The 24,233-nt window shown below is 64.4% G+C and carries 27 protein-coding genes and 1 other RNA gene; 8 read left to right on the top strand and 20 right to left on the bottom strand.

Going from position 1 to position 24,233, the window contains the following annotated elements:
* Nucleotide 1 precedes the first annotated feature (1 nt).
* Nucleotides 2-406: a DUF1330 domain-containing protein gene (locus tag HZR81_RS11290; RefSeq protein WP_063541118.1), complete on the top strand. Its 405-nt coding sequence runs from the start codon at nt 2-4 to the stop codon at nt 404-406.
* A 1-nt stretch (nt 407) separates the two neighbouring features.
* Here the strand turns inward: HZR81_RS11290 and HZR81_RS11285 are convergent, their stop codons facing one another.
* From HZR81_RS11285 to HZR81_RS11265, 5 genes are all read right to left on the bottom strand, one after another.
* Nucleotides 408-1,196 (bottom strand): N-acetylmuramoyl-L-alanine amidase, encoded by a 789-nt coding sequence (locus tag HZR81_RS11285; RefSeq protein ID WP_500128134.1) that lies wholly within the window; start codon nt 1,194-1,196, stop codon nt 408-410.
* Between the two features lie 128 nt (nt 1,197-1,324).
* Nucleotides 1,325-3,172 (bottom strand): diguanylate cyclase, encoded by a 1,848-nt coding sequence (locus HZR81_RS11280; protein ID WP_200600948.1) that lies wholly within the window; start codon nt 3,170-3,172, stop codon nt 1,325-1,327.
* Nucleotides 3,169-4,038 carry an endonuclease/exonuclease/phosphatase family protein gene (locus HZR81_RS11275; RefSeq protein ID WP_161611726.1) on the bottom strand — a complete coding sequence of 290 codons (870 nt, stop codon included), beginning with the start codon at nt 4,036-4,038 and terminating at the stop codon, nt 3,169-3,171. The genes HZR81_RS11280 and HZR81_RS11275 overlap by 4 nt, the downstream gene beginning before the upstream one ends.
* Before the next feature lie 6 nt (nt 4,039-4,044).
* Nucleotides 4,045-4,674, bottom strand: a complete 630-nt coding sequence (locus tag HZR81_RS11270; RefSeq protein WP_063541114.1) for a thiol:disulfide interchange protein DsbA/DsbL — start codon at nt 4,672-4,674, stop codon at nt 4,045-4,047.
* Nucleotides 4,675-4,856: 182 nt separating this feature from the next.
* On the bottom strand, nt 4,857-5,489 hold the full coding sequence (locus HZR81_RS11265; RefSeq protein ID WP_063541113.1) for a c-type cytochrome: 633 nt from the start codon (nt 5,487-5,489) through the stop codon (nt 4,857-4,859).
* Nucleotides 5,490-5,759: 270 nt separating this feature from the next.
* On the opposite strand from HZR81_RS11265, the gene yihA reads away from it, so the two are divergent.
* Entirely contained in the window at nt 5,760-6,413 is a 654-nt protein-coding gene (gene yihA / locus HZR81_RS11260; protein ID WP_133455319.1) for a ribosome biogenesis GTP-binding protein YihA/YsxC, read from the top strand.
* Nucleotides 6,414-6,594: 181 nt separating this feature from the next.
* On the opposite strand, the gene gcvP is transcribed toward yihA, so the two are convergent.
* From gcvP to HZR81_RS11210, 10 genes are all read right to left on the bottom strand, one after another.
* Nucleotides 6,595-9,471, bottom strand: coding sequence for an aminomethyl-transferring glycine dehydrogenase (gene gcvP, locus HZR81_RS11255; RefSeq protein WP_500128133.1), 2,877 nt, complete (start codon nt 9,469-9,471; stop codon nt 6,595-6,597).
* A gap of 59 nt (nt 9,472-9,530) precedes the next feature.
* Entirely contained in the window at nt 9,531-9,920 is a 390-nt protein-coding gene (gene gcvH / locus HZR81_RS11250; protein ID WP_500128132.1) for a glycine cleavage system protein GcvH, read from the bottom strand.
* A gap of 52 nt (nt 9,921-9,972) precedes the next feature.
* Nucleotides 9,973-11,055 (bottom strand): glycine cleavage system aminomethyltransferase GcvT, encoded by a 1,083-nt coding sequence (gcvT, locus tag HZR81_RS11245; RefSeq protein WP_500128131.1) that lies wholly within the window; start codon nt 11,053-11,055, stop codon nt 9,973-9,975.
* Nucleotides 11,056-11,266: 211 nt separating this feature from the next.
* Nucleotides 11,267-12,883 (bottom strand): ABC transporter permease, encoded by a 1,617-nt coding sequence (locus HZR81_RS11240; protein ID WP_208217002.1) that lies wholly within the window; start codon nt 12,881-12,883, stop codon nt 11,267-11,269.
* Between the two features lie 118 nt (nt 12,884-13,001).
* A complete protein-coding gene (locus HZR81_RS11235) occupies nt 13,002-14,003 on the bottom strand; it encodes an extracellular solute-binding protein (RefSeq protein ID WP_110778755.1) in 1,002 nt (333 codons plus the stop codon).
* Between the two features lie 109 nt (nt 14,004-14,112).
* Complete coding sequence (locus tag HZR81_RS11230; protein ID WP_500128130.1) at nt 14,113-15,333, bottom strand: 2-octaprenyl-3-methyl-6-methoxy-1,4-benzoquinol hydroxylase; 1,221 nt, start codon at nt 15,331-15,333, stop codon at nt 14,113-14,115.
* Nucleotides 15,333-15,821, bottom strand: coding sequence for a DUF4442 domain-containing protein (locus HZR81_RS11225; protein WP_161611732.1), 489 nt, complete (start codon nt 15,819-15,821; stop codon nt 15,333-15,335). Before HZR81_RS11225 ends, HZR81_RS11230 begins: the two co-directional genes overlap by 1 nt.
* 22 nt (nt 15,822-15,843) lie before the next feature.
* Nucleotides 15,844-17,022, bottom strand: coding sequence for a 2-octaprenyl-6-methoxyphenyl hydroxylase (gene ubiH, locus HZR81_RS11220; protein WP_500128129.1), 1,179 nt, complete (start codon nt 17,020-17,022; stop codon nt 15,844-15,846).
* Between the two features lies 1 nt (nt 17,023).
* Nucleotides 17,024-18,358, bottom strand: a complete 1,335-nt coding sequence (gene pepP / locus HZR81_RS11215; RefSeq protein WP_200597214.1) for a Xaa-Pro aminopeptidase — start codon at nt 18,356-18,358, stop codon at nt 17,024-17,026.
* 16 nt (nt 18,359-18,374) lie between these two features.
* Entirely contained in the window at nt 18,375-18,929 is a 555-nt protein-coding gene (locus HZR81_RS11210; RefSeq protein ID WP_500128128.1) for a YecA/YgfB family protein, read from the bottom strand.
* A 128-nt stretch (nt 18,930-19,057) separates the two neighbouring features.
* On the opposite strand from HZR81_RS11210, the gene HZR81_RS11205 reads away from it, so the two are divergent.
* The 4 genes from HZR81_RS11205 to HZR81_RS11190 all read left to right on the top strand — a co-directional run bounded on the left by HZR81_RS11205 (nt 19,058) and on the right by HZR81_RS11190 (nt 20,399).
* Nucleotides 19,058-19,267 (top strand): TIGR02449 family protein, encoded by a 210-nt coding sequence (locus HZR81_RS11205; RefSeq protein ID WP_063541102.1) that lies wholly within the window; start codon nt 19,058-19,060, stop codon nt 19,265-19,267.
* Nucleotides 19,264-19,578, top strand: a complete 315-nt coding sequence (locus HZR81_RS11200; protein WP_003303305.1) for a cell division protein ZapA — start codon at nt 19,264-19,266, stop codon at nt 19,576-19,578. Before HZR81_RS11205 ends, HZR81_RS11200 begins: the two co-directional genes overlap by 4 nt.
* 33 nt (nt 19,579-19,611) lie before the next feature.
* Nucleotides 19,612-19,790, top strand: a non-coding RNA gene (gene ssrS / locus HZR81_RS11195) — 6S RNA.
* A 6-nt stretch (nt 19,791-19,796) separates the two neighbouring features.
* On the top strand, nt 19,797-20,399 hold the full coding sequence (locus HZR81_RS11190; RefSeq protein WP_500128127.1) for a 5-formyltetrahydrofolate cyclo-ligase: 603 nt from the start codon (nt 19,797-19,799) through the stop codon (nt 20,397-20,399).
* A gap of 28 nt (nt 20,400-20,427) precedes the next feature.
* Here HZR81_RS11190 and HZR81_RS11185 read toward each other — a convergent pair whose 3' ends face one another.
* Nucleotides 20,428-20,580 carry a hypothetical protein gene (locus HZR81_RS11185; RefSeq protein ID WP_014818647.1) on the bottom strand — a complete coding sequence of 51 codons (153 nt, stop codon included), beginning with the start codon at nt 20,578-20,580 and terminating at the stop codon, nt 20,428-20,430.
* A gap of 197 nt (nt 20,581-20,777) precedes the next feature.
* Here HZR81_RS11185 and HZR81_RS11180 point away from each other — a divergent pair, with 197 nt between their 5' ends.
* Nucleotides 20,778-21,227: an EVE domain-containing protein gene (locus HZR81_RS11180; RefSeq protein ID WP_110778749.1), complete on the top strand. Its 450-nt coding sequence runs from the start codon at nt 20,778-20,780 to the stop codon at nt 21,225-21,227.
* Here HZR81_RS11180 and HZR81_RS11175 read toward each other — a convergent pair whose 3' ends face one another.
* Entirely contained in the window at nt 21,228-21,614 is a 387-nt protein-coding gene (locus HZR81_RS11175; protein ID WP_256359786.1) for a flagellar basal body-associated protein FliL, read from the bottom strand.
* Between the two features lie 228 nt (nt 21,615-21,842).
* On the opposite strand from HZR81_RS11175, the gene HZR81_RS11170 reads away from it, so the two are divergent.
* The gene (locus HZR81_RS11170) at nt 21,843-22,823 is read left to right on the top strand and encodes an NADPH:quinone oxidoreductase family protein (protein ID WP_500128125.1); all 981 of its coding nucleotides are present in this window, start codon (nt 21,843-21,845) and stop codon (nt 22,821-22,823) included.
* Between the two features lie 54 nt (nt 22,824-22,877).
* Here HZR81_RS11170 and secB read toward each other — a convergent pair whose 3' ends face one another.
* From secB to HZR81_RS11155, 3 genes are all read right to left on the bottom strand, one after another.
* On the bottom strand, nt 22,878-23,360 hold the full coding sequence (secB, locus tag HZR81_RS11165) for a protein-export chaperone SecB (RefSeq protein ID WP_500128124.1): 483 nt from the start codon (nt 23,358-23,360) through the stop codon (nt 22,878-22,880).
* Nucleotides 23,361-23,423: 63 nt separating this feature from the next.
* Complete coding sequence (gene grxC, locus HZR81_RS11160) at nt 23,424-23,678, bottom strand: glutaredoxin 3 (protein ID WP_063541096.1); 255 nt, start codon at nt 23,676-23,678, stop codon at nt 23,424-23,426.
* Between the two features lie 2 nt (nt 23,679-23,680).
* The gene (locus HZR81_RS11155; RefSeq protein ID WP_063541095.1) at nt 23,681-24,094 is read right to left on the bottom strand and encodes a rhodanese-like domain-containing protein; all 414 of its coding nucleotides are present in this window, start codon (nt 24,092-24,094) and stop codon (nt 23,681-23,683) included.
* Nucleotides 24,095-24,233: the final 139 nt, after the last annotated feature.

Genomic DNA, 24,233 nt, shown 5'->3' with positions numbered 1-24,233 from the left:
CATGCCAAGCGTGAATCCCAGCCCCGAACAGCTCGCCGCCTACGTCGCGGCGATGCCAGCGGGCGTGCCGATCCTGATGCTCAACCTGCTGCGCTACAACGCCCAGGCGACATACCCAGCGGGCAGCCAGCACAGCCCCTGCAGCGGCCGCGAAGCCTATGCCCGCTACAGCCGTGTGGCGCTGGCCAAGGTGCAGGCCTGCGGTGGTGCGGTGGAGGTCCGTGCCAAGGCGCATGCCGCACTGATCGCGCCGGCGGAGGAACAGTGGGATGACCTGCTGCTGGTCAGCTACCCGTCCAAGGAAGCCTTTCTGGCGATGATCAGCGATCACGAGTACCAGGCTGCCGCCGAGCATCGCAGCGCGGCGCTGGCCGACTCGCGGCTGATCGGCACCACCCGCTACTGAGTCAGCGCCCCGCCTGACTGCCGAGCACCTGCAGTATTGCGGCGGTCTCGGCATCGGGTTCGCCGTCGAAACGAGCCGGGCGGTATTTCATCTGGAACGCAGTGATCACGTTACGCGTCTCGTCGTCCAGATGACCGTGCCGCGGCACCCGGTAACCCTGCGCTGCCAATGCGTCCTGGAACCAGGTGATCGTCGGCAGCCCGGTCGATGCATAGCGCATCCGCTCGGCCGCCACCGCATCGGCCTCAGGCCAGGGCAGCAGCCCCTCGTCGGCGAGGCGTTTCCACGGAAACAGCGGCCCCGGATCGACTTTGCGCTGCGGCGCAATATCGCTGTGGCCGATGATGGCGCCCGGTTTGAGATCATGGCGCGCCATGATGTCCTTGAGCAGCGCCACCAGTGCGTCGATCTGTTCGTCCGAGTACGGGTACCAGAGTCGCCGCCCGTCCGCGCTTTCGACATAGCCACGATTGACCAGCTCGATGCCGATCGAGCTGGAATTGAGCCAGGTGCGCCCGTTCCACTCGCTTTCGCCGGCATGCCAGGCGCGCCGGTTCTCATCCACCAGACGATAGATTGTCGCCGGTGCCTCGCCGATCAGGTAGTGGCTGCTGACGTCACGACCACTGAGCAGCGTGAGCGAACGCGGCAGGTCGGCAGAGGTGTAGTGCAGCACGATGAACTGCGCGCGGCTGTCGTGACCGATCGAGCTGTAGCGGGTATCGATGCGCGGGCCGCTGGCGCAGCCGGCAAGCAGCAGGAGCAACAGGGTGGCGGTGAAGGCTTTCATCGGGATGACCTCTGTGTCGACGGCGAAATGACGCAGATCGGCATGACCGGCAGGCGCGCCGGCATGGCAGCGCTTGGCAGCGCGGTCGGATTATACCCGGGCGATCGCAGGCTCGCGGCGTCAGCCGGTCAGGCCGGTTCGACCCGATTGCGGCCGGCCTCCTTGGCGCGGTACAGCGCGCTGTCGGCGCGCTCGAAGGCACGCTCTGTGGTGTCGCCATCGCTAAAGGCGGTCAGGCCTGCCGACAGCGTGATCACGATGCGCTCACCCTTGAAGTGAAACGGGCAGCTGCCAATGGATTCGCGCAGCGTTTCCAGCAACTGCCGCCCCGCTTCCTGGGGCGTGTTGGGCAGCAGCACGACGAACTCCTCGCCACCGAAGCGGGCGATGAAGTCGGTCTTGCGCAGCCGCTTCTGCAGCTCCGAGCCAATGATCTTGAGCACCCGGTCACCGGCCAGATGGCCGTATCCATCATTGACCCGCTTGAAGTGATCGACATCCAGCACAGCCAGTAACAGGTCGCCGCCATAGCGCTGCCAGCGGGCGAATTCCAGGTCCAGGCGCTCGTTCCAGGCGGCACGGTTGGGCAGCCCGGTCAGTGGATCCTGCAGGGCCTTCTGCCGTTGCTCCTCGAGATGGCCGCGCAACCCCCGCGCGGCCTGTTCGAGGCTGCCGACCCGGCTGACCAACTGCTGCAGCCGCTCGCCAAGCTTCTGCTCCTGCTCGCTACGCTTCTGCCGGTAGGTATCCACCGTGGTCAGCAGACCATCCAGGCGCGCCTCGACCACCTTTTTCAGGCTCGACAGATCGGTGGCCTGGCGCATGCTGTCCTGCAGTCCGCCGACCTGCTCGCGTAATTCGGCATCGAGCGTCTGTGCGGCGTCGCGGCCCTCGGTATGGCCCTGGTGCGCGGCGAGCAGGTTTTCCTGCATTGCGGTGAGCCGCTCGTTGAGCGTCTGCAGGTAGTTCTCGAAATCCCGCTGCCCCTGATCGCTGAAGGCAATCATCAGCATCGCCAGGTCATCCAGCACCGGCACCAGCTCGTACCAGTTCAGGCCATGCTGAATGCGGGCGCGCAACAGCTGCAGCCGGGGCTGATGCTGTTCGGGCAGATGGAGGCTGTCGAGCAGGCTGGCGAGCGTCGCCTCGACGCGTTCGGCAACCACGCTATAGGCGGGCTCCGGTGAGTCAGGCAGGGCGTAGGCGGCCGCCTGCGGCTCGGCCACGGGCGCCTGCTCGGCATCCGCCACCGGTGCGGCTACTTCGGGCTCAGCCGCTGTTGCGGCGGGCTCGAGCGCTTGCTGCTCGTCGCTCGCCGGCTCAGGCAAGGCTGGCGTCACGGCCGCCTCGGCCGTAGCGGACGCACCGGCCATCGCGCTGCCGGCAACCGCCTCGGTCTCGACCTCCTCCGCCGCTGGAATCGCCGCCTCGAGCGGGACCGCCACCGCTTGACTGTCCCGATTGCCGAACAGGCGCTTCAAAAATCCGCTTTGCTGCGACGTGCCCAGTCCTTGCAGGTCCAGAACCTGGCCCTGCAGTACACTGAGTTCACTGAGCAGTACCGGCAGTTCGCGCAGCCGGGTCGCGCGCTGATCCAGCTCCCTGGCAAAACGCTTGAGCGGCTTGCGCAATTCGGCCGGCAAGGACATCCCCAGCAATTGAGCAACCAGCCGATGCAGCGCTTCGGTCAGCTGCACGGCACGCTCCTGACGATGCCGCTCGGAGTCCAGCACGGCTTTTTCCAGGCGCGGAACCAGCTGCCCGAGGCCATCGTCCAGATCGCCGTCGCGCAGAATCTCGCGCATCTGCTGCAGGCAGCGCTCGACGGCTGGATCGGCCCCCTCCACCGCCAGGCTGCTGCGCACCAGACTGCGGCGCAGCAAGTCCACCCGCTGCTCCCAGCGGGCCTCCAGCCGGTCCTGGCGCTCGACCTGCTGCAGATACTTTTCTTTCCAGCGTTCGGCTTCGTCGCTCATTTGCTTTCTTGTACCTGAACCGGCATGGAATCGTCCTTGAACGCGTCGGGCAACCTGATTTCCACGGCGACCGGCAGATGATCGGAGATCGGCAACGGCAGCACGTCGACGCGCTCAAGCGCCAGGCTCGGACTCAACAGGATGTGATCGAGGCAGCGTTGCGGCCGCCAGCTTGGAAAGGTCGCCTCGACCTGCGGTGCGAGCAGGCCGAGGTCGCGCAGTGGGGAGTTCTCCAGCAGGTCGTTGGCGTGGGTATTCATGTCACCCATGAGTACCTGATGGCGGTAGCCGCCGATCAGCTCGCGGATGTAGGCCAGCTGGCGCGCCCGTGCCCCGCCACCGAGCGCCAGGTGCATCATGACCACCACCAGCGCGTCCGGGCCTTCGCCGAAGCGCAACAGGATCGCCCCGCGACCCGAAGGTCCGGGCAGCGGATGATCTTCTAGGCCCTGGGGTTCGAGCCGGCTCAAGACACCGTTGCTGTGCTGGGCGAAACGCCCGAGGTTGCGGTTGAGTTGCTGATACCAGTAGGGAAAGGCGCCCAGATGGGCCAGGTGTTCGACCTGATTGACGTAACCGGAGCGCAGGCTGCCGCCATCGGCCTCCTGCAGAGCGACCAGGTCATAGTTACCCAGTACTTCGCCGATGCGCTGCAAGTTGCTGGCGCGACCGGGATGCGGCAGCAGATGCTGCCAGCTGCGCGTCAGGTAGTGATGGTAGCGCTCGGTGCTGATACCGACCTGGATGTTGAAGCTGAGCAGCCGCAGCCGCCCGTCCGCCGGCAGGCCGCTGCTGGCCAGACAGTGGGGATTGACCCGAGTCTTGCCGGGGCCGGCGTGGCGCGGAGCGCTCCAGCGGCGCAGCACGTTCGGCTACCGCGCTGCGCGTTCTTTTTCGATGAGGAAGTCGGCCACCTGCAGCGTGCGTTCCGGGCCGCCGGCAGAACCGAGATCGAAACGATACTTGCCGTTCACGATCATCACCGGTACGCCGGTGATCTGGTAAGCCATGCCAAGCTTCTTGGCCTGCTCCACGCGGCTGCGCACGCCAAAGGAGTTGTAAGCCTTGAGGAAGGCCTGCTTGTCGATGCCGTGGCCGGCGAGGAATTCGGCCATCTCTTCGGGGGTCGCGAGCTTCTTGCGGTCCTGATGATAGGCGGCGAACACCGCATCATGAATCTCGGGCTCGACGCCCATGGATTCCAACGTGATGAACAGCTGTCCGTGGGCGTTCCAGATACCCCCGAACATCGCCGGGATGCGTTTGAAATCGACGTCATCCGGCAGCTGCTCGGCCCATGGTTTGACGGTCGGCTCGAACTGATAGCAGTGCGGGCAGCCATACCAGAACAGCTCGACCACCTCGATCTTGCTCGGCTCTGCAACCGGCACCGGGCTGCTCAGCTCGACATACTCCTTGCCGGCCTGGAACTCCGCTGCCTGGGCTGCCAGACCGAACAGGCTGGCGGCGGCGAGAACGGCAGTGAGTAGGAAATTACGCATGGAATACTCCTGTTAACGACGGACCAATGGCGCAACAGGCTGCAGCAAAACGCCGGGACTCGCCAGCGTTTTTCATCCGACTGTGCAAGCACGTGATACAGACAATGAAGCAGGCCCCGAAAACGCAGAAGGGCGTCGGGGCTGGTGGCCCGGACGCCCTTCTGCTCAGGCTGCAACGGCTATCAGTGCAGGCCCTGGATGTAGCTGGACAGCGCTTCGATGTCCTTGTTGCTCAGTTTGGCGGCGATGCCACGCATGATCATGGTGTCGCCGTCGTTGGTACGGTTGCCTTCGCGGAAGTCGGTCAACTGCTTGGCGGTGTAGGCAGCGTGCTGGCCACCCAGCTTGGGGAAACCGGCAAGGTCGTTACCGACGCCATTCGGCGCATGGCAACCGGTACAGGCCGGCATGCCCTGATCCAGCTTGCCCCCACGGAACAGCTTCTCGCCCTGCTTGGCCAGAGCCGGATCGGCATAACCGACGCTGCCCTTCTGGCTGGCGAAGTAGGCGGCGATGTCTTCAAGATCCTGATCGCTCAACGGGTCGAGCATGCCGGTCATTTCGGGCACCTTGCGACCGACGCCTTCCTCGGCGCCCGGGGTGCTGCCAGCCTTGATGTCATGCAGCTGCTTGAGCAGGTAGCGCTCGCCCTGGCCGGCGAGTTTCGGGAAGTTCGGCGCCGGGCTGTTGCCGTCGACACCGTGGCAGGCGCCACACACTGCAACTTTGCCCTGACCAGCCTCGGCGTTTCCAGCCGCGTGGGCCATACCGGTGATGCCAAGGGTCAACAGCAGACTCACGAGTATTTTGTTCATCAGCTAATCCAACTACGGCTAAGGGTTTGAAAGGGAATTCATCGGGTCGCGCACGGCATCAAAACCGGGACGACGCTCGTTATAGTGGCACGCAGGACTTTCGTCTCCGGCGGCGGCCCGCAGACGCACGTTGCGCCTGATACCGGCCGAACGCCATCCGGAGCCTGACATCAGGCCAAAGCGCACATAAAAACTGCGGCATTATATACTTCCGTTCCTGAAACGGAAACGAACCATTGCCGCACCCCACGCGCACTCACCGGAACGACCATGCTACCGAAAAACCCGATTCTCGGCCTTTGCCAACAGGCCTCCTTCATGATCAGCGCCGCCAAGGTCGATCAGTGCCCGGCCGACGAGGGTCTGGAAGTGGCCTTCGCCGGTCGATCCAATGCGGGCAAGTCCAGTGCGCTGAACACCCTCACTCACGCCAATCTGGCCCGGACCTCGAAGACGCCTGGGCGCACTCAACTGCTCAACTTCTTCCGCCTCGATGACGAGCGCCGCCTGGTCGACCTGCCGGGTTATGGTTACGCCAAGGTGCCGATCCCGCTCAAGCAGCATTGGCAGCGCCATCTGGAAGCCTACCTGGGCAGTCGCGAAAGCCTGGCCGGGGTGTTCCTGATGATGGACATTCGCCATCCCCTGACCGAGTTCGACCGCATGATGCTGGACTGGGCGAGCGCCAGCCAGATGCCCCTGCACATCCTGCTGACCAAGTCCGACAAGCTGGCCTTCGGCGCGGCGAAGAACGCGCTGCTGGCGATCCAACGCGATATCCGCAAGGGCTGGGGTGCCGACGTCAGCGTGCAGCTGTTCTCGGCACCGAAGCGGCAGGGGGTCGAGGAAGCGCAGCTGGTCCTGGCGAACTGGCTGGGAATGCTGGACGAGGCAGCCGAAGACGAGCACGAGCCTGAGGCATAGAGTGGGTCAGGCGTTGCCGATTCCTGCAGCCCTGGCCGGAGCTACGGTGGATGTAAAAAGCGACATCTACCCTACGAAGTCCGGCACCAATCGCTAAAATCGCCGGAATTCACCCCACCAATCACCTCGCAGAAGCCTGAAAGGCGCCGAGAATCGACGCCCACACGGCCCTCAGCGCAACTCAGTCGCGGTAGGCATCCACCGGCACGCAGGCACAGAACAGATTGCGATCGCCGTAGACGTTGTCTACGCGGTTCACCGCCGGCCAGTACTTGTGCGCGCGTGCATGGGCGCTTGGCGTCACCGCCTCGGCGATGCTGTACGGCCGATCCCACTCGCCGATCACGTCAGCCAGCGTATGCGGCGCGCGTACCAGCGGGTTGTTGTCCGCCGGCCATTCGCCGTCCTGCACCTTGGCGATCTCCGCGCGGATGCTCAGCATCGCCTCGACGAAGCGATCCAGTTCGGCCTTCGACTCGCTCTCGGTGGGCTCGATCATCAGCGTGCCGGGCACCGGGAACGACATGGTCGGCGCATGGAAGCCATAGTCCATCAGGCGCTTGGCGACATCCTCCTCGCTGATGCCACTGGCGGCCTTGAGCGGGCGCAGATCGAGAATGCACTCGTGGGCGACACGGCCGTTGCGTCCGCTGTAGAGCACCGGGAACGCCCCGCCGAGGCGGTTGGCGAGGTAGTTGGCACCGAGGATTGCCACCTCGGTCGCGTCGCGCAGCAGCGGGCCCATCATGGCGATGTACATCCAGCTGATCGGCAGGATGCTCGCGCTGCCCCAGGGCGCCGCGCTCACGGCACCGTTGCCCGGTTGCGGTCCTTCCAGCTCGACCACCGGGTGATTGGCCACGAATGGTGCCAGGTGGGCCTTGACGCCGATCGGGCCCATGCCCGGGCCGCCGCCACCATGGGGGATGCAGAAGGTCTTGTGCAGGTTCATGTGCGAGACGTCGGCACCGATGTCCGCCGGCCGCGCCAGGCCGACCTGGGCGTTGAGGTTGGCGCCGTCCATGTACACCTGGCCGCCGTGAGCGTGGATCGCCGCGCAGATCTCGCGCACGTTTTCTTCGTAAACGCCGTGGGTCGACGGGTAGGTGATCATCAGGCATGACAGCCGATCGCCGGCTTCGGCCGCCTTGCGCTTGAGGTCCTCGAGATCGACGTTGCCGCCCTTGTCGCATTCGACGATGACCACACGCATGCTGACCATCTGCGCCGACGCCGGGTTGGTGCCATGTGCCGAGGACGGAATCAGGCAGATGTCGCGCTGCCCTTCGCCGCGGCTCTCGTGGTACTTGCGGATAGCAACGAGGCCGGCATATTCGCCCTGGGCACCGGAGTTGGGCTGCATGCTGATCGCATCGAAACCGGTAATCGCGCAGAGCCAGGCTTCCAGCTCGTCGATCATCAGCCTGTAGCCCTGCGCCTGACCGCGCGGGACGAACGGATGCAGGTTGGCGAACTCGGCCCAGGTGATCGGGATCATTTCGCTGGTGGCGTTGAGTTTCATGGTGCAGGAACCGAGCGGGATCATCGCCTGGTTCAGCGCCAGGTCCTTGTTTTCCAGCTGCTTGAGGTAGCGCAGCATCTCGGTTTCGCTGTGGTGCGAGTTGAACACCGGATGCTCCAGGTAACCGCTCTCGCGTTGCAGCCCTGCGGGAATGCCCGCGGCCAGCTCACCGGCATCCAGCGCGGCGACATCGAGGCCGTGATCGGCACCGAGGAAGATCGCCAGCAGGTGCTCGACGGTGCGCTCGTCGCAGGTCTCGTCGAGGCTCACGCCCAACCGGCCGCGGCCGAGGATGCGCAGGTTGATCTGCGCCGCCTCGGCGCTCTCGATGATCGCAGTCTGCGCACCACCGACCTCGAGGGTCAGGGTGTCGAAGAAATGCCGGTTGAGCCGCACGATGCCCTTCTGCTCCAGACCCGCGGCGAGGATGGCGGTCAGCCGATGGACGCGCTGGGCGATGCGCTTGAGGCCCTGCGGGCCGTGATAGACGGCGTAGAAGCCAGCGATGTTGGCCAGCAGCACCTGCGCGGTGCAGATGTTGGAGTTGGCCTTCTCGCGACGGATGTGCTGCTCGCGGGTCTGCAGCGCCATGCGCAGTGCGGTGTTGCCGCGGGCGTCCTTGGACACGCCGATGATGCGGCCCGGCATGCCGCGCTTGAACTCGTCGCGGCTGGCGAAATAGGCCGCGTGCGGGCCGCCGTAGCCCATCGGCACACCGAAGCGCTGGGTCGAGCCGAGCACCACGTCGGCACCCAGTTCGCCCGGCGGGGTCAGCAACAGCAGGCTGAGCAGGTCGGCCGCCACGCAAGCCAGCGCCTGCTGTGCGTGTAGCTGCTCGATGGCCGGACGCAGGTCGCGAATCTCGCCGTGGGTATCCGGGTACTGCAGCAGCGCGCCGAACACCTCGTGTCCGGCCAGGTCGTCCTGCGTGCCGACCACCAGTTCGAAGCCGAACGCTTCGGCACGGGTCTGCACCACCGAAAGCGTCTGCGGATGGCAATTCTCGTCAACGAAGAAGCGGTTGCTCTTGCTCTTGGCCATGCGCCGGGCCAGGGTCATGGCCTCGGCTGCTGCGGTCGCCTCATCGAGCAGCGAGGCGTTGGCCAGATCGAGGCCGGTGAGGTCGATGATCATCTGCTGATAGTTCAGCAACGCTTCCAGCCGACCCTGGGCGATCTCCGGCTGATAGGGCGTGTAAGCGGTGTACCAGCCCGGATTCTCCAGCACGTTGCGCAGGATCACCGGCGGGGTAATGGTGCCGTGGTAGCCCATGCCGATCAGGCTGGTCCAGAGCTGATTCTGCTCGGCATAGCCCTTGAGCTTGGCCAGCGCCGCCTGTTCATCCAGCGCGGACGGCAGATTTAGCTCGCCCTGCAGGCGGATCGCCGGCGGCACGGTCTGCTCGATCAACTGCTCGCGGCTGGCCAGCCCCAGCGCATCGAGCATGGCCTGCTGTTCGCCCTGATCCGGGCCGAGGTGACGGCGCAGAAAGGCATCGGTTTGCTGGAGTTGGGAAAGGCTCGGCATATACGGCATGGTCGCTACTCTCGGAAAAAACAAAAGCCCCGACAGAGCGGGGCTTTTGCGGATGATGCTTAGGCGTCGGCGTCGCAGGCGGCCTGGTAGCCGGCTGCGTCGAGCAGCTTGTCCAGCTCCGCCTTGTCGCTCGGCTGCAGGCGGAAGAACCAGCTGCCGTATGGGTCGCTGTTGACCTGCTCGGGTGAATCGGCCAGCGCCTCGTTGATGGCGATCACCTCACCGGAAACGGGGGCATAGATGTCGGAGGCGGCCTTCACCGACTCGACCACGCCGGCTTCCTGACCGGCATTGAGCTGGCGCCCGACCTCGGGCAGCTCGACGTAGACCACATCCCCCAGCGCCTCCTGGGCGTGATCGGAGATGCCGACGGTGACGTTGCCGTCCGCTTCGAGACGGGCCCACTCGTGGCTGGCGGCGTAACGCAGATCGCTGGGGATATTGCTCATTGTTGGATCCTCAAGGCTGTTGACAGCAGTCGCGCAAAACAGTCGGTCGAATTTACACCAGTACCTTGCCGTGCCGCACGAATGTCGGCTGCACGACCCGCACCGGATACCACTTGCCACGAATCTCCACTTCCGCGCGCTCGGCGGTGCCGGCCGGCACACGCGCCAGAGCGATGGATTTGCCAAGCGTAGGAGAAAAACTGCCGCTGGTGATCTCGCCGTCGCCGACACCGGTCACCCGCACCACCTGATGGGCACGCAGCACGCCGCGCTCTTCCAGCACCAGGCCGACCAGCTTCGGCAGATCGCCTTCGGCGCGCTGCTGCTCCAGCGCGGCACGGCCGACGAAGTCGCGCTCGGCCGGTTCCCAGGCCACGGTCCAGCCCATGTTGGCGGCCAGCGGCGAAACCTCCTCGGTCATGTCCTGCCCGTACAGGTTCAGCCCGGCCTCCAGACGCAGGGTGTCGCGCGCACCGAGGCCGATGGGCGGGATGCCGGCGCCGACCAGCTCGCTGAGAAAGTCCGGCGCCTGCTCGGCCGGCAGGATGATTTCCAGGCCGTCCTCGCCGGTATAGCCGGTGCGACCGATGAACCAGTCACCTTCGGCCAGGCCCTGGAACGGCTTGAGTTCGTGAATCAAGGTGGCGCGCGCCTGGCTGACCAGCTCGGCCGTGCGTGCGCGGGCGTGCGGCCCCTGGATGGCCAGCATGGCCAGCTGCGGGCGTTCGTTGACCTCGACGGCGAAGCCCGCCATCTGGGTCTGCATCCACGCCAGGTCCTTGTCGCGGGTGCTGGCGTTGACCACCAGGCGGTAGCCCCAGTCGGTCAGGTAGACGATCAGGTCATCGATGACCCCGCCACGCTCATTGAGCATGGCGCTATAAAGGGCGCGACCGGCGCTCTTCAGGCGTGCCACGTCGTTGGCCAGCAAGCGCTGCAGATAGGCGGTGGCCTGCTCGCCGGCGACATCCACCACGGTCATGTGCGAGACATCGAAGACCCCGCAATCGCGTCGCACCTGATGGTGTTCTTCCACCTGTGAGCCGTAATGCAGTGGCATGTCCCAGCCACCGAAATCGACCATCTTGGCGCCGAGCGCAAGGTGCTGATCGTAGAGGGGAGTGCGCTGACCCATGGGTTTCTCCTTCCGGGCAGGTCGCCGAATCGGCATTGGAAAAGTCAGTAAAACCGGGCCCCGCGAGGCTCGGCGACTTTCGAATGGCGCGCATTGTAGCCCCAAGGTGACGGTAGGTCACTGCGCTTCAGGCGCCAGGAGACTGGAGGTCGACCCGCGGCCCGCAGCAGCGCGGCCGCGCCGTTCAGCACCGTGCGTCCAAGTCGCACGATTAGCCTGGACGTCTCGCCGAGCGCCGAATCAGCAGCACCACCGGCAGCAAGCCCACCAACACCAGGGTCAGCGCCGGCAGCGAAGCACGTGCCCACTCACCCTCGCTGGTCATCTCGAAAATGCGTACCGCCAGGGTGTCCCAGCCGAACGGACGCATCAGCAGGGTTGCCGGCATCTCCTTGAGCACGTCGACGAACACCAGCAGCGCTGCGCTCAGGGTGCCCGGCAGCAGTAGTGGCAGATAGACGCGCAAGAACAGGGCCGGGCCGCCGACGCCGAGGCTACGCGACGCCTGCGGCAACGAAGGGCGAATTCGTGCCAGGGCGTTCTCCAGCGGGCCGAAGGCGACTGCCATGAAGCGGATCAGATAGGCCAGCAGCAAGGCGCCGAGGCTGCCGAGCAGGATCGGTTTGCCCGCCCCGCCCAGCCAGCTGGACAGCGGAATCACCATGTGCCGGTCGAGATAACTGAACGCCAGCATGATCGACACCGCCAGCACCGAGCCGGGCAGCGCATAACCGAGGTTGGCCAGGCTCACCGCACTGCGAACCGAGCGCACCGGAGCCTGCCTCCGGGCGAAGGCCAGCAGTAACGCCGCGGTAACGGTGATCAGCGCAGCGATGCCGCCCAGGTACAGCGTATGCAGGATCAGCCCGGCATAGCGCTCGTCGAGGTCGAAGCGGCCGCGCTGCCAGAGCCATACGAGCAGTTGCAGCACGGGTATGACGAACGCGCAGAGAAACACCAGGCCGCACCAGGCGCTGGCGGCAAAAGCCTTCATTCCGGTCAGCCGATACAGTGCCGCCGAGCGCGCACGCTCGTTGGCCGGGCGCGCCGCACCGCGGGCACGACGCTCGCCGTAGAGCACCAGCATCACCGCCAGCAACAGCAGGCTGGCCAGCTGCGTGGCGCTGGTCAGGCTGAAGAAACCGTACCAGGTCTTGTAGATGGCGGTGGTGAAGGTGTCGAAGTTGAATACCGACACCGCACCGAAATCGGCCAGCGTCTCCATCATCGACAGCGCCAGCCCGGCGCCGATGGCCGGCCGCGCCATCGGCAGCGCCACGCGCCAGAAAGCCTGCCAGGGGGACTGGCCGAGCACCCGCGCCGCTTCCATCAGCCCCTTGCCCTGGGCGAGAAAGGCCGAACGCGCCAGCAGGTAGACATAGGGGTAGAACACCAACACCAGTACCGTGATGACGCCACCGGTCGAGCGCACTCGCGGAAAGCGGATGCCACTGCCGAACCACTCGCGTGCCAGGGTTTGCACCGGACCGGCGAAATCCAGCAGGCCGATGAAGACGAACGCCAGTACGTAGGCCGGAATCGCGAACGGCAGCATAAGCGCCCAGTCCAGCCAGCGGCGGCCGGGGAACTCGCAGAGCGCCGTGAGCCAGGCGAGGCTGACGCCGAGCACGACCACGCCAACGCTGACGCCAAGCACCAGGGTCAGGGTGTTGCCCAGCAACCGCGGCATCTGTGTATCCCACAGGTGCGCCCAGATCTCGGTGTCGATGCTGCTCCAGCTGAACAGCAGAATGCTCAGCGGCAGCAGCACCAGTGCGGCGATGGCGAAAGTGATGGGATACCAGCGGCGCTCGACGGGATGGGACACTCAAGCCTCGACAGCAAAAAAGACGACGCCCCGGACCAGGCCGGGGCGCCGAGTATAACCGCAGCGGCTGACGTAGCGGCCGGAGCCGCACGTCAGCGCTGCAAGCGCGAAAGGCTGATCAGTTCCAGCCGGCGCGATCCATCAGCTTGATGGCTTCGGCCTGGCGCTTGCCAGCCACTTCCACCGGGATGGTGTCGGCCTTGAACTCACCCCATGCGGCCACTTCGGCAGACGGCTTGACGCTCGGGTTGGCCGGATACTCCATGTTGATGTCGGCGAAGATGCTCTGCGCCTCGGCGCCAGTCATCCACTCCACCAGCTTGCGCGCGGCGTCCGGATTCGGTGCGTGCTTGGTCAGGCCGATGCCCGACAGATTGACGTGCACGCCGCGATCTTCCTGGTTCGGCCAGAACAGCTTGGCCTTGAGCTGCGGATTCTGCGCGTGCAGGCGGCCGAAGTAGTAGGTATTGACGATGCCGACGTCGCACTGCCCGGCATCAACCGCCTGGACCAGCGCGGTATCGTCGGCGAAGACATCGGTAGCGAGGTTGCTGACCCAGCCCTTGATGATCTGTTCGGTCTTCTCGGCACCATGGGTCTCGATCATGGTGGCGGTCAGCGACTGGTTGTAGACCTTCTTGCTGGTACGCAGGCACAGACGGCCGTCCCACTTCTTGTCGGCCAGCGCTTCATAGGTGGTCAGCTCGCCATCCTTGACCCGTTCCGGGGAGTAGACGATGGTCCGCGCGCGCAGCGACAGGCCAGTCCAGGCGTCGCTGGAGGAGCGGTACTGAGCGGGGATGTTGTCCTTCACCACTTGGGAATCGAGCGGCTGCAGCAGGCCCATTTCTTCGGCTTGCCAGAGGTTGCCACCATCGACGGTTAGCAGCAGGTCGGCAGGAGTGTTCTCGCCTTCGGCCTTGATGCGGGCCATCAGCGGAGCTTCCTTGTCGGTGATGAACTTGATAGCGACACCGGTCTTCTCGGTGTATGCGTCGAACACCGGCTTGATCAGCTCGTCGATGCGCGAGGAGTAAACCACCACTTCGTCGGCAGCCTGGACAGCGCCCGACAGCGCCGTAAGCGCCAGGGCGGCGAGTAAACCTTTGCTTGCCTGCATGAAACAGCCTCTTGGTGAGTTGGAACAGAGGCCAAATAATAGTGAATGTTATTTACCTTCTCAATGCGACAAATCGTGCAGGTAATCTTTTGTAAATATCAATCTGATATCAGGGCTTGGCCAGTTCGGGCAGATCACCGCTCAGTCCGAGCGCCTGACGCACGAACAGCGCCTTCGCCTCCGGCAGCGCCCCGACGGCCTTGAGACCGGTATTGCGCAACCAGCGCAGCGGCAGCAGATCAGCCTGGAACAGCCGCTCGAAGCCCTCCATGGCTGCCATCATCGCCAAATTGTGTGGCATGCGCCGACGCTCGAAGCGGCTCAGCACCCGCACATCCGCTACCCGCTCACCGCGGGCAACCGCCGCCTTGAGCACTTCCGCCAGCACCGCGGCATCCAGCAGACCAAGATTCACGCCCTGCCCCGCCAACGGATGAATGGTGTGTGCGGCATCGCCGATCAACGCCAGGCCGGGCTGCACATAGCGTTTGGCATGGCGTTGGCGCAGCGGGATGCACAGCCGCGGATCGACCTCGAGCACTTCGCCCAGGCGCTCCTCGAAGGCTCGCCCAAGCGCCGTTCGGAATGCCGCGTCATCCAGCGCCATGAGCTGCTTGGCTTCAGCTTCAGTAACCGACCAGACAATCGAGCACCAGTGCCGATCGCCATCGCGCTCGAGCGGCAGAAAGGCCAACGGGCCGTCATCGGTGAAGCGTTGCCAGGCCGTACGCTGTTGCGCCTCGCTGCAACGCACGCTGGTAACGATGGCTTGATGCAGATAGTCCCACTCGCGGGTTTCACAGCCAGCCAGGCGGCGAATCGCCGAGTTGGCGCCGTCCGCGGCGATCAGCAGGGGCGTGTGCAACTCGCGACCATCGCCCAGCGTCAGCCGCCAGCCTTCATCGGTTAGCGTCAGCTGCTCGACGCGCGCGTCGCCGATCAACTGCAACCTGCCACCACGCTGCATCGTTTCCAACAAGGCGTCCTGCACCACGCGGTTCTCGACGATGTGACCGAGCACCTCGGCGTGCACGGTCTCGGCAGAGAAATGTATCTGGCCGGTACCCGAGCCATCCCACACATGCATGTCGGTGTAGGGGCTCGCGCGCCGCGCGGCAATACCCGGCCACGCACCGACCCGCTGCAGGATGCGCTGACTGGCTGCGGACAACGCGCTGACCCGGGGCTCGAAGCCGCCCAGCGGATCGAAGTCGGCGACCTCGAGCGGACTGGCGTCGAGCACGACGATATTCAGTCCGGAGCCTTCGAGCGCCAGTGCCAGCGTGCTGCCGACCATTCCGGCGCCAACGATGATCAGATCCGCTTGCATCACTTCTCTCCTGACTGCCGCGCCCGCGGCTTGAGTCGTATGTAGAGGGTCTTCTGCACCCGTGCCACCAGCGTGCCCTCGCCGTCCCGCACTTCGACATGCATCCTGGGCAAGTACTTGCCGCCGTCGGCGGTGTTCGCGCGGATCTCATCCAGCAACTTGTCGCTGATGGCGAACTCGGCGTAGACCGCACCCCGCCCGGGGCTGACGAATTCTATGTTGGCAGCCTTGTCCCAGACGATGTAGTCGCGTCCGAGATTCTCCATCAGCATCAGCACGAAGAAAGGGTCGACCATCGAATACAGCGAGCCGCCGAACTGCGTACCGACATAATTGCGGTTGTACCAGCGCAGCACCATCTTGACCTGAACCAGGCGCATATCCGCACTGATGTGCCGCACCCGAACACCGGCTCCGATGTAGGGCGGATAGAAATTCATGGCCCAGCGCAGAAACCGCGCCTTGCGCGCCAGCCTGGAAGCGCTCATGCCGAATCCTTCGTTGTCGCGCTCAACCCGCGCGCGTACCCAGGCCCATCGCCTGGCGCGCGAACCAGCGCTTGGCAGCGGGAGTCAAGTCCAACCCGAGCAGGCCGAGCGTGCGTCCGGCCGCGACCAGGCGTCCGGAGTCGCCGAACAGTCGGGTCACCTGATCGGAAAAGCCAACGGTGAGCCGTTGATCGAGGCGCTGCCGGCGGGCGTACTCCTGCAGCACCGGCAGATCGCCCAGCGGCGCCTCGCTGCGCAGCAACGCGGCACTCAGCGCATCGACATCCCGCAGCGACAGGTTGTAACCCTGCCCGGCGATCGGGTGCAGGCTGTGCGCAGCATTGCCCAGCACCACCAACCCCGAGCGCACCTGCTCCTCGGCCTCGATCAGCGTCAGCGGATACAGATGGCGGGCACCGACCTGCTGCAAGGCGCCCAGGCGATAGCCGAAGGCCTCCTGCAGTTCCTCCAGGAAGGCCGCTTCGTGGGCCTGCGCCAAGCGCGCGGCGTCGGCCGGAGAACGCGTCCACACCAGCGCGCAGCGGTTGTCCTGCAGTGGCAGCAGCGCCATCGGGCCGTCTTCGGTGAAGCGTTCGAAGGCCAGCCCGCCGTGCGGCTTGCCCGGGGTGATGTTGGCGATCAGAGCGGTCTGGCCATAGGGGCGCCGAGAGGCCTGGATGCCGAGCTGCTCGCGCAAGCCGGAGCGACCACCATCGGCCAGCACGGTCAGCTCGCACGCCAGCGTCTGACCATCGGTGAAGCTCAGGCGATAGCCGGTGGCGCTGGGTTCCAGCCGCTCGACCTCTGCCGGGCAATGGCGGACCACCACCCGATCATCCAGCGCCTGCCACAGGCAGTGACCGATCCAGGCATTTTCCACCACGTAGCCCAGCGCCTCGACGCCCTCGTCGCGCGCATGCAAACGCGCTGCGCCGAGACGGCCGCGCTCGGACACGTGAATATGCAGGATCGGTTCGGCACGCTCGGCGATCCGCTCCCACAGGCCCAGGCGCTGATAGATCATCCGGGTGCCGTAAGACAGTGCGGTGGAGCGCGCGTCATAGCTCGGCTGGTACTCATGGCCCGGCTCGAACGGCTCGATCAGATGGATCCGCCAGCCGCGCTCACGGGCGCCGTCTTGCAAGGCCAACGCGAGGCTGGCACCGACCAGCCCACCGCCGATGATCGCCAGGCTCTGCATGTCAGGCGACCTGCTCGCGAGCGGCGGCCATCAGCGCCTCGATCTCGGCAACACTTTTTGGCACGCCATCGGTAAGGATCTCGCAGCCGGTCTTCGTCACCACTACGTCATCCTCGATACGCACGCCGATGCCGCGCCACTTCTTGGCGACGTTCTGGTTGTCCACGGCGATATAGATGCCCGGCTCGACGGTCATTGCCATGCCCGGCTCGAGCACGCGCCACTCGCCGCCGATCTTGTAGTCGCCGACGTCATGCACGTCCATGCCCAGCCAGTGGCCGGCGCGATGCATATAGAACGGTTTGTAGGCCTCGCTCGCGATCAGCTGGTCGACCTCGCCCTGCAGCAGGCCCAGCTCGACCAGCCCGGCGGTGATCACCCGCACCGTGGCCTCGTGCGCCTCGTTCCAGTGCTTGCCGGGTGCGATGTGCTTGAAGGCTTCTTCATTGGCCTTGAGCACAAGTTCGTAAATGGCCTTCTGCTCGGGCGAGAAGCGGCCGTTGACCGGGAAGGTGCGGGTAATGTCGCTGGCGTAGCAGTCGATTTCGCAACCGGCGTCGATCAGCACCAGGTCGCCATCCTTGAGCGGCGCATCGTTCTCGCGGTAATGCAGGATGCAGGCATTGCGACCCGCGGCGACGATGCTGCCGTAGGCCGGCATCTTCGCCCCGCCCTTGCGGAACTCGTAGTCCAGTTCGGCTTCTAGGTGGTACTCGAACAGGCCGGCGCGGCTGGCCTGCATGGCGCGGATGTGCGCACGGGCGGAAATCTCTGCCGCATGCTTCATCACCTTCACCTCGTTGCTCGACTTGTACAGACGCATGTCGTGCAGCAGGTGATCGAGCGCGACGAACTCGCTGGGCGGTTGCGCGCCCTGGCGGGCCTTGGCGCGGATAGTCTTGATCCACTCCATCAGCCGGTGATCGAAGGCCTCGTTGGTGCCGATGGCGTAGTACACCCGGTCGCGGCCCTCGATCAGGCCGGGAAGAATGTCGTCGATATCACCGATGGGAAAGGCATCGTCGGCGCCATATTCGGCAATGGCCCCGTCCTGCCCGGCACGCAGACCGTCCCAGAGCTCGCGCTCGGGATCGCGCTCGCGACAGAACAGCACGTATTCACCATGCTCGCGACCGGGGATCAGGGCGATCACCGCCTCCGGCTCGGGGAAACCGGAGAGGTACTGGAAGTCGCTGTCCTGGCGGTAGACATGCTCGACATCACGGTTGCGGATGTACATCGGCGCCGCCGGCAGAATGGCGATGCTGTTGGGTTCCATCAGCTCCATCAGCGCCTTGCGCCGACGGGCGTATTCCGGTTTCGGGATGCGAGTCATGGACAGAGCGGTTTCCTCAATGCAGAGACGGTTTCGCTGCGGCGGGCAGCGGTTTGGCGCACTCGGTGAACAGCAGCAACGGCGCCACGCGCAGGTACTCCATCACTTCCATGTAATCGGTTTCGCCATCCTCGGATTCTTCCAGCGAATCCTGGATCTGTGCGATGGCAGAGAGGTCCTGCAGCACTTCCATGGCTTCGCTGCTCAGCGCACGATCACCCGCGGCCAGGCCGAAACCGGCCAGGAAACCCTGGCACCATTGGCCGAGCGCCACGGCGCGTTCGGCCAGTGGCGCTTCGTCACTGGGCAGCAACAGGACAATGGCGATGTCGTCGCCGGCGAGCTCGCCTTTGACCATCTCCTGCAGGCCGATCAGGGCCTGGCGCACATTGTCCTGAGGCGCCTCACCGAGCAGGTCGGAGGCATCGGTCAGCCAGGGCTCGACATCGAAGCCGGCGCCAGCGCAGCTGCGCCCCAGCAACAGGCCGTGCAGCTCGGCTGGCGATACGGTTTGCGGACTGCTCGCCAGAAGTGTGGCGAAAGCGGCGTAGGGGGAGTTCTGAATGGACATGGCGGCTAGGCGCACAGTGGCGCAATGACTAGAATGAAGGCCTCGTATCCTAGCACCGGCGGCCGCGGCAAGACCATCGAAGCCCCTGGGCATCGCCTCGTCTTCACCAGTGCCTCAACAGGAATCCCATGGAAGACGCCGATCTGAAAGCGCTGACCATCAAGCTGGAGCAGCTGATTCAGCGCATCGAACAGCTCAAGGCGCAGAACCATCTGCTACTGGCCAACGAGCGGGCCTGGCGTGAAGAGCGCGCTCATCTGATCGAAAAGAACGAAATGGCACGCTTGAAGGTCGAATCAATGATTTCGCGCCTGAAAGCCCTGGAGCAGGACACATGACCCAGCCGAACACCGTCACCGTGCACATCATGGACAAGGAATACTGCATCGCCTGTCCGCCGGAAGAACGCAGCAACCTGGAAGGCGCGGCCCGCTACCTGGATCGCAAGATGCGCGAGATCCGCAGCAGTGGCAAGGTCATCGGGGCCGACCGCGTCGCGGTGATGGCGGCACTGAACATTACCCACGAGCTGCTGCACAAACATGACCGCCTGGACGCCGAAGCCAACAGCGCGCGCGAGCATGTACGCATGCTGCTCGAGCGGGTCGACAGCGCCCTCGCCACCGATCCAAACCCGTCCGGCAACTGATCAACGGCAAACGCTTTGCGTTATACTGCGCCCAACTCCCTGGCATGTTCGCCAGTCGGCGATGACCCTCTCCCGATAAGCAATACCATGGAGGCTACACGTGGTGCCGGTGTGCATGTCCGCCTGACGGAAAGCCTTAAGGTACTCTGTAGTCGCCACCTTGAACTCTCGGGTTCAAGGGCCTACGCGGGCAGCGGCATGCTGGGGAGCCACTTACTATGATTGCAGCCGAAGGCCTTTCGCGCCCGGCGCTGCGCCGCAAGTTGCGCCACGCCCGGCGCCAACTGACACCCGCCCAGCAGCGCCTCGCCGCTCGCCGGCTCTACCGGCAGCTAGCCCACCATCCGCAGTTTCGGCGCGCTCGGCATATCGCGCTGTACCTGCCCAACGATGGCGAAATCGATCCACGCCTACTGCTGCAAGCGGCTCAGCGTCGCGGCAAGGCGACCTATCTCCCGGTCCTCAACCCCTGGCCGCGCACGCGCATGGTGTTCCAGCGCATCAAGCCCGGCGAGCGGCTGCGGCGCAACCGCTTCGGCATTCTCGAACCGGTGATTAGAACCGCTCGACAGCGTCGCGTCTGGGCTCTCGACCTGCTGTTGATGCCGCTGGTGGGCTTCGACGGGAACGGCGGGCGACTGGGAATGGGCGGCGGTTTCTATGATCGCAGCCTGGCGTATCGCGCGATGCGCAAAAAAAGTCACAAACCGACGTTATTGGGACTTGCTCACGAATGCCAGCGAGTCGATCGACTGCCGCTGGAGAGCTGGGATGTAGCGCTTCAGGCTACGGTGACGGACCAGGGCTGGTACGCCGGGTGACGGAGCGCCGCGTCCGTGCGGCACGAGGTCATCGCTGTTGAGCCTGCTGCACCTGAATGACCGGGGCCATGCCGGCCGCGCCATCGTGCTGATCCCACAGACTCTGCGTATAGCCTGTGGTGACTACGCCAAGACCAAAGATAAAGACCAAAATCCACAGAATATCGGGCTTACGTTTCATGTGTGTTCGCCTCCCCCTACCAGGCGAAATGCTTGCGTCGAGTCAGTGTGATTTATCGTTCTAGGACTCGATAGGCCACCTTACAGCCGCGGCATTTTCCGTTAAGCCTCGGCACCGCGCAAATCCGTATTGCAGCCGATTGTCGGAGATTTTGCCATCATGGTCTGATCGAACCGTCTGACAGGAGAGCAAGGTTCATGCCGTACTGGCTAATGAAGTCCGAACCGGACGAGTTTTCAATTCGGGACCTGGAAAAACTGGGCGGCGGACGCTGGGACGGCGTGCGCAACTATCAGGCACGCAATTTCCTGCGGCAGATGCAGGAAGGCGATCAGTTCTTCTTCTATCACTCCAGCTGCGCCGAGCCGGGCATCGCCGGAATCGGCCGGATATCCCGTAGCGCCTACCCCGACCCCACCGCGCTCGACCCTGAAAGCCCCTACCACGATGCCAAGGCTCGTGAAGACGCCAATCCGTGGAGCGCGGTCGATGTCGAGTTCGTCGAGGCCTTCGCGACGCCGCTGAAACTGGCGCGCCTGAAGGCCGAGCCAGCACTGGAGGAACTGGCACTGGTGAAGAAAGGCAGCCGACTGTCGGTGATGCCGGTGAGCGACAGCGAGTGGATGGCGATTCTGGCGATGCGCTGACTACTGGATGATCAGGTTGTTGAACAGCAGATCATCGACAAGCGGTTTGCCTTCCTCCTGTTCGAGCACCTCACGCACCTGCTTCAACGCTTCCTGACGCAGCTGCTCCTTCGCTTCAGGACCACTCAGAGTCTCGTCGGTCTGCTGCGAGAAGAGCATTACCAGCTGGTGGCGGATCAGCGGCTCATGATGTTTGACCCGATCTTCGACCTCCTTGCTGGAGATGCGCAACGCGACATCGGCCTTGTAGTACTTGAGTCGCTCGCCGGAGCCATAGTTGCCCACCATCGCAGGCGTCAGCGCGTAATAGAGGGTCTGGGGAGCAGCGGCCTCTTCGGCGGACTCATTGGCTTGAACAGCCCCGGCAAGTGCCAGGCAGAAAAACATCGATAGTAGGTATCTCACGCTGCGGCTCCAGGAAGAAACTGCGCCAGCATAACCAGTCGCAGCACAACGCCCAAGTCGTTGCACTATCGCCTGGCACTTATACGTCGCCATTACAGCGAACGATGCTGATTGCCTCGCCACGCAGCGCTCCTAGACTGGATAGTCCTGAGCAGTCGAGCCATCCATCGTCGGGCGGCAAGCGCCCGACCAGTCGAACAAGGAAAAGCGATGAAAGCCGTCCTGTGCAAAAGCTTCGGCCCGCCCGAAAGCCTGGTTGTCGAAGATGCCCCCTCCCCTCAGATCAAGCCGAACGAGGTCCTGCTCGACGTGCATGCCGCCGGGGTGAATTTCCCTGACACGCTGATGATCGAGGGCAAGTACCAGTTCAAGCCGCCGTTCCCGTTCTCGCCAGGCGGCGAGGCGGCCGGCGTGATTGCCGCGGTCGGCGAGAAGGTCAGCCACCTGAAAGTGGGTGACCGGGTCATGGCGTTGACCGGCTGGGGCAGCTTCGCCGAGCAGGTTGCGGTCGCCAGCAGCAACGCACTGCCGATTCCGCCAAGCATGGACTTCGAGACCGCTGCCGCCTTCAGCATGACCTACGGCACCTCGATGCACGCGCTCAAGCAGCGCGCCAATCTGCAACCGGGTGAAACCCTGCTGGTGCTGGGCGCCTCCGGTGGCGTCGGCCTGGCTGCCGTCGAGATCGGCAAGGCCATGGGCGCCCGGGTGATCGCCGCAGCCTCGACCGCCGAGAAGCTGGAGGTGGCGAAGAATGCCGGCGCCGACGAGCTGATCAACTACAGCGAAGTGAGCCTGAAGGAGCGCCTGAAGGAACTGACCGGCGGCCAGGGCGTGGATGTGATCTATGACCCGGTGGGCGGCAAGCTGTTCGAGGAAGCCTTCCGCAGCATCGCCTGGAACGGTCGCATGCTGGTGATCGGCTTTGCCGCCGGCGGCGATATTCCGGCGTTGCCGGCCAACCTGCCGCTGCTCAAGGGTGCAGCACTGATCGGCGTGTTCTGGGGCGCCTTCGCCCAACGTCAGCCGCAGGACAACGCCGCTAATTTCCGCCAGCTGTTCGCCTGGCACGCCGAAGGCAAAGTCAAGCCGCTAGTGTCGCAACGTTTTCCACTGGAGCAGACTGGCCAAGCGATCGCCACGCTGGGTCAGCGCAAAGCGGTCGGCAAGCTGGTGGTGCAGGTGCGCTGAGGCGCAGAGGGGAATGCAGGAAGCGTCAGACGCTTCCTGCATGATCCACATGGATCAGTGGGCAGTGCTGGCACCCTGCATGCGTGCCATTTCCTGGGCGTAGAGCGCGTCGAAGTTCACCGGAGCCAGCATCAGCGCCGGGAACGAACCGCGGGTCACCAGGCTGTCCAGCGCCTCACGGGCATACGGGAAGAGGATGTTCGGGCAGAACGCACCGAGCGTGTGGCTCATGGCTGCCGCTTCCAAGCCCTTGATCAGGAAGATTCCGGCCTGCTGCACTTCGGCGATGAAGGCCACTTCTTCGCCGGTCTTTACCGTCACCGAAAGGGTCAGCACGACTTCATGAAAGTCACCCTCGAGCGCCTTCTGCTTGGTGTTCAGATCCAGCGCGACACTCGGATTCCATTCCTGACGGAAAATCTCCGGGCTCTTCGGCGCCTCGAAGGACAGGTCGCGGACGTAGATGCGCTGCAGGGAGAACTGCGCGCCCTGTTCGCTCTGCGACGCTGCGCCGCCGTTATTAGCTTGTTCGGTCATTTCTGCAACCTTCTATCCAGTTGTGCGTGTCGTTTGAATTGTTCGCGCACCCGCGTGTTGGCCTCAGGCCTGCAGCAACGGGTCGAGACGTCCGCCGCGCTCCAACGCGTGCAGCTCGTCGCAGCCGCCGACGTGTTTATCGCCGATCCATATCTGCGGTACCGAGGTACGCCCGGCCTTGCTGGCCATCTCGGCGCGCAGAGAGGGATTGCCATCCACGGGAATCTCCTCGTAGGCGACACCCTTGCGATCGAGCAGCGCCTTGGCGCGGATGCAGAACGGGCACCAGGCGGTGGTATAGATGACGACCTTGGGCATGATTACTTGACCACTGGCAGATTGTCGCCGCGCCAGCTGGAAATCCCTCCCGACAGCTTGGCGGCAGTGAAGCCTGCCTTCAGCAGCTCACGGCAGGCCGTTCCGGCGTGCTGACCCATGGCATCGACCACGATGATGGTCTTGGCCTTGTGCTTTTCCAGCTCGCCTGTGCGGCTGACCAGCTTGTCGTAGGGAATGTTCAATGCATCGACGATATGGCCGGCATCGAACTCCTTCTTGACGCGCACGTCCAACACGACGCCCTCGCCACTGTTGACCAGCGCCGTCAGTTCACGATTGCTCAGGCTCTTGCCACCCTTGCGTGTCTCGGTGATGAACAGAAGGATCAACAGCGCCACGAACAGGCTGCTGAGTACATAGTGGTTAGAGACAAATTCAATCAGGTTAGCGAGCATCAACGGGTACCCGGGCGATAAAATGCGCGCCAGTATACACAGCCCCTCCTACCGGCTGAACCCTGACGACTCGTGACCTCGCCACGGCCAGCCAGTAGACTGGCCGCCCTTTTCCGCCCCCGTGCAAGGAGCCCGAAAG

It is taken from the genome of Pseudomonas sp. LM13, assembly GCF_041381355.1.
In the GTDB taxonomy this organism is placed as follows: domain Bacteria; phylum Pseudomonadota; class Gammaproteobacteria; order Pseudomonadales; family Pseudomonadaceae; genus Stutzerimonas; species Stutzerimonas frequens.
The sequence above is the reverse complement of the archived record's forward strand: the minus strand, read 5'-3'. Positions and strand labels throughout refer to the sequence as shown.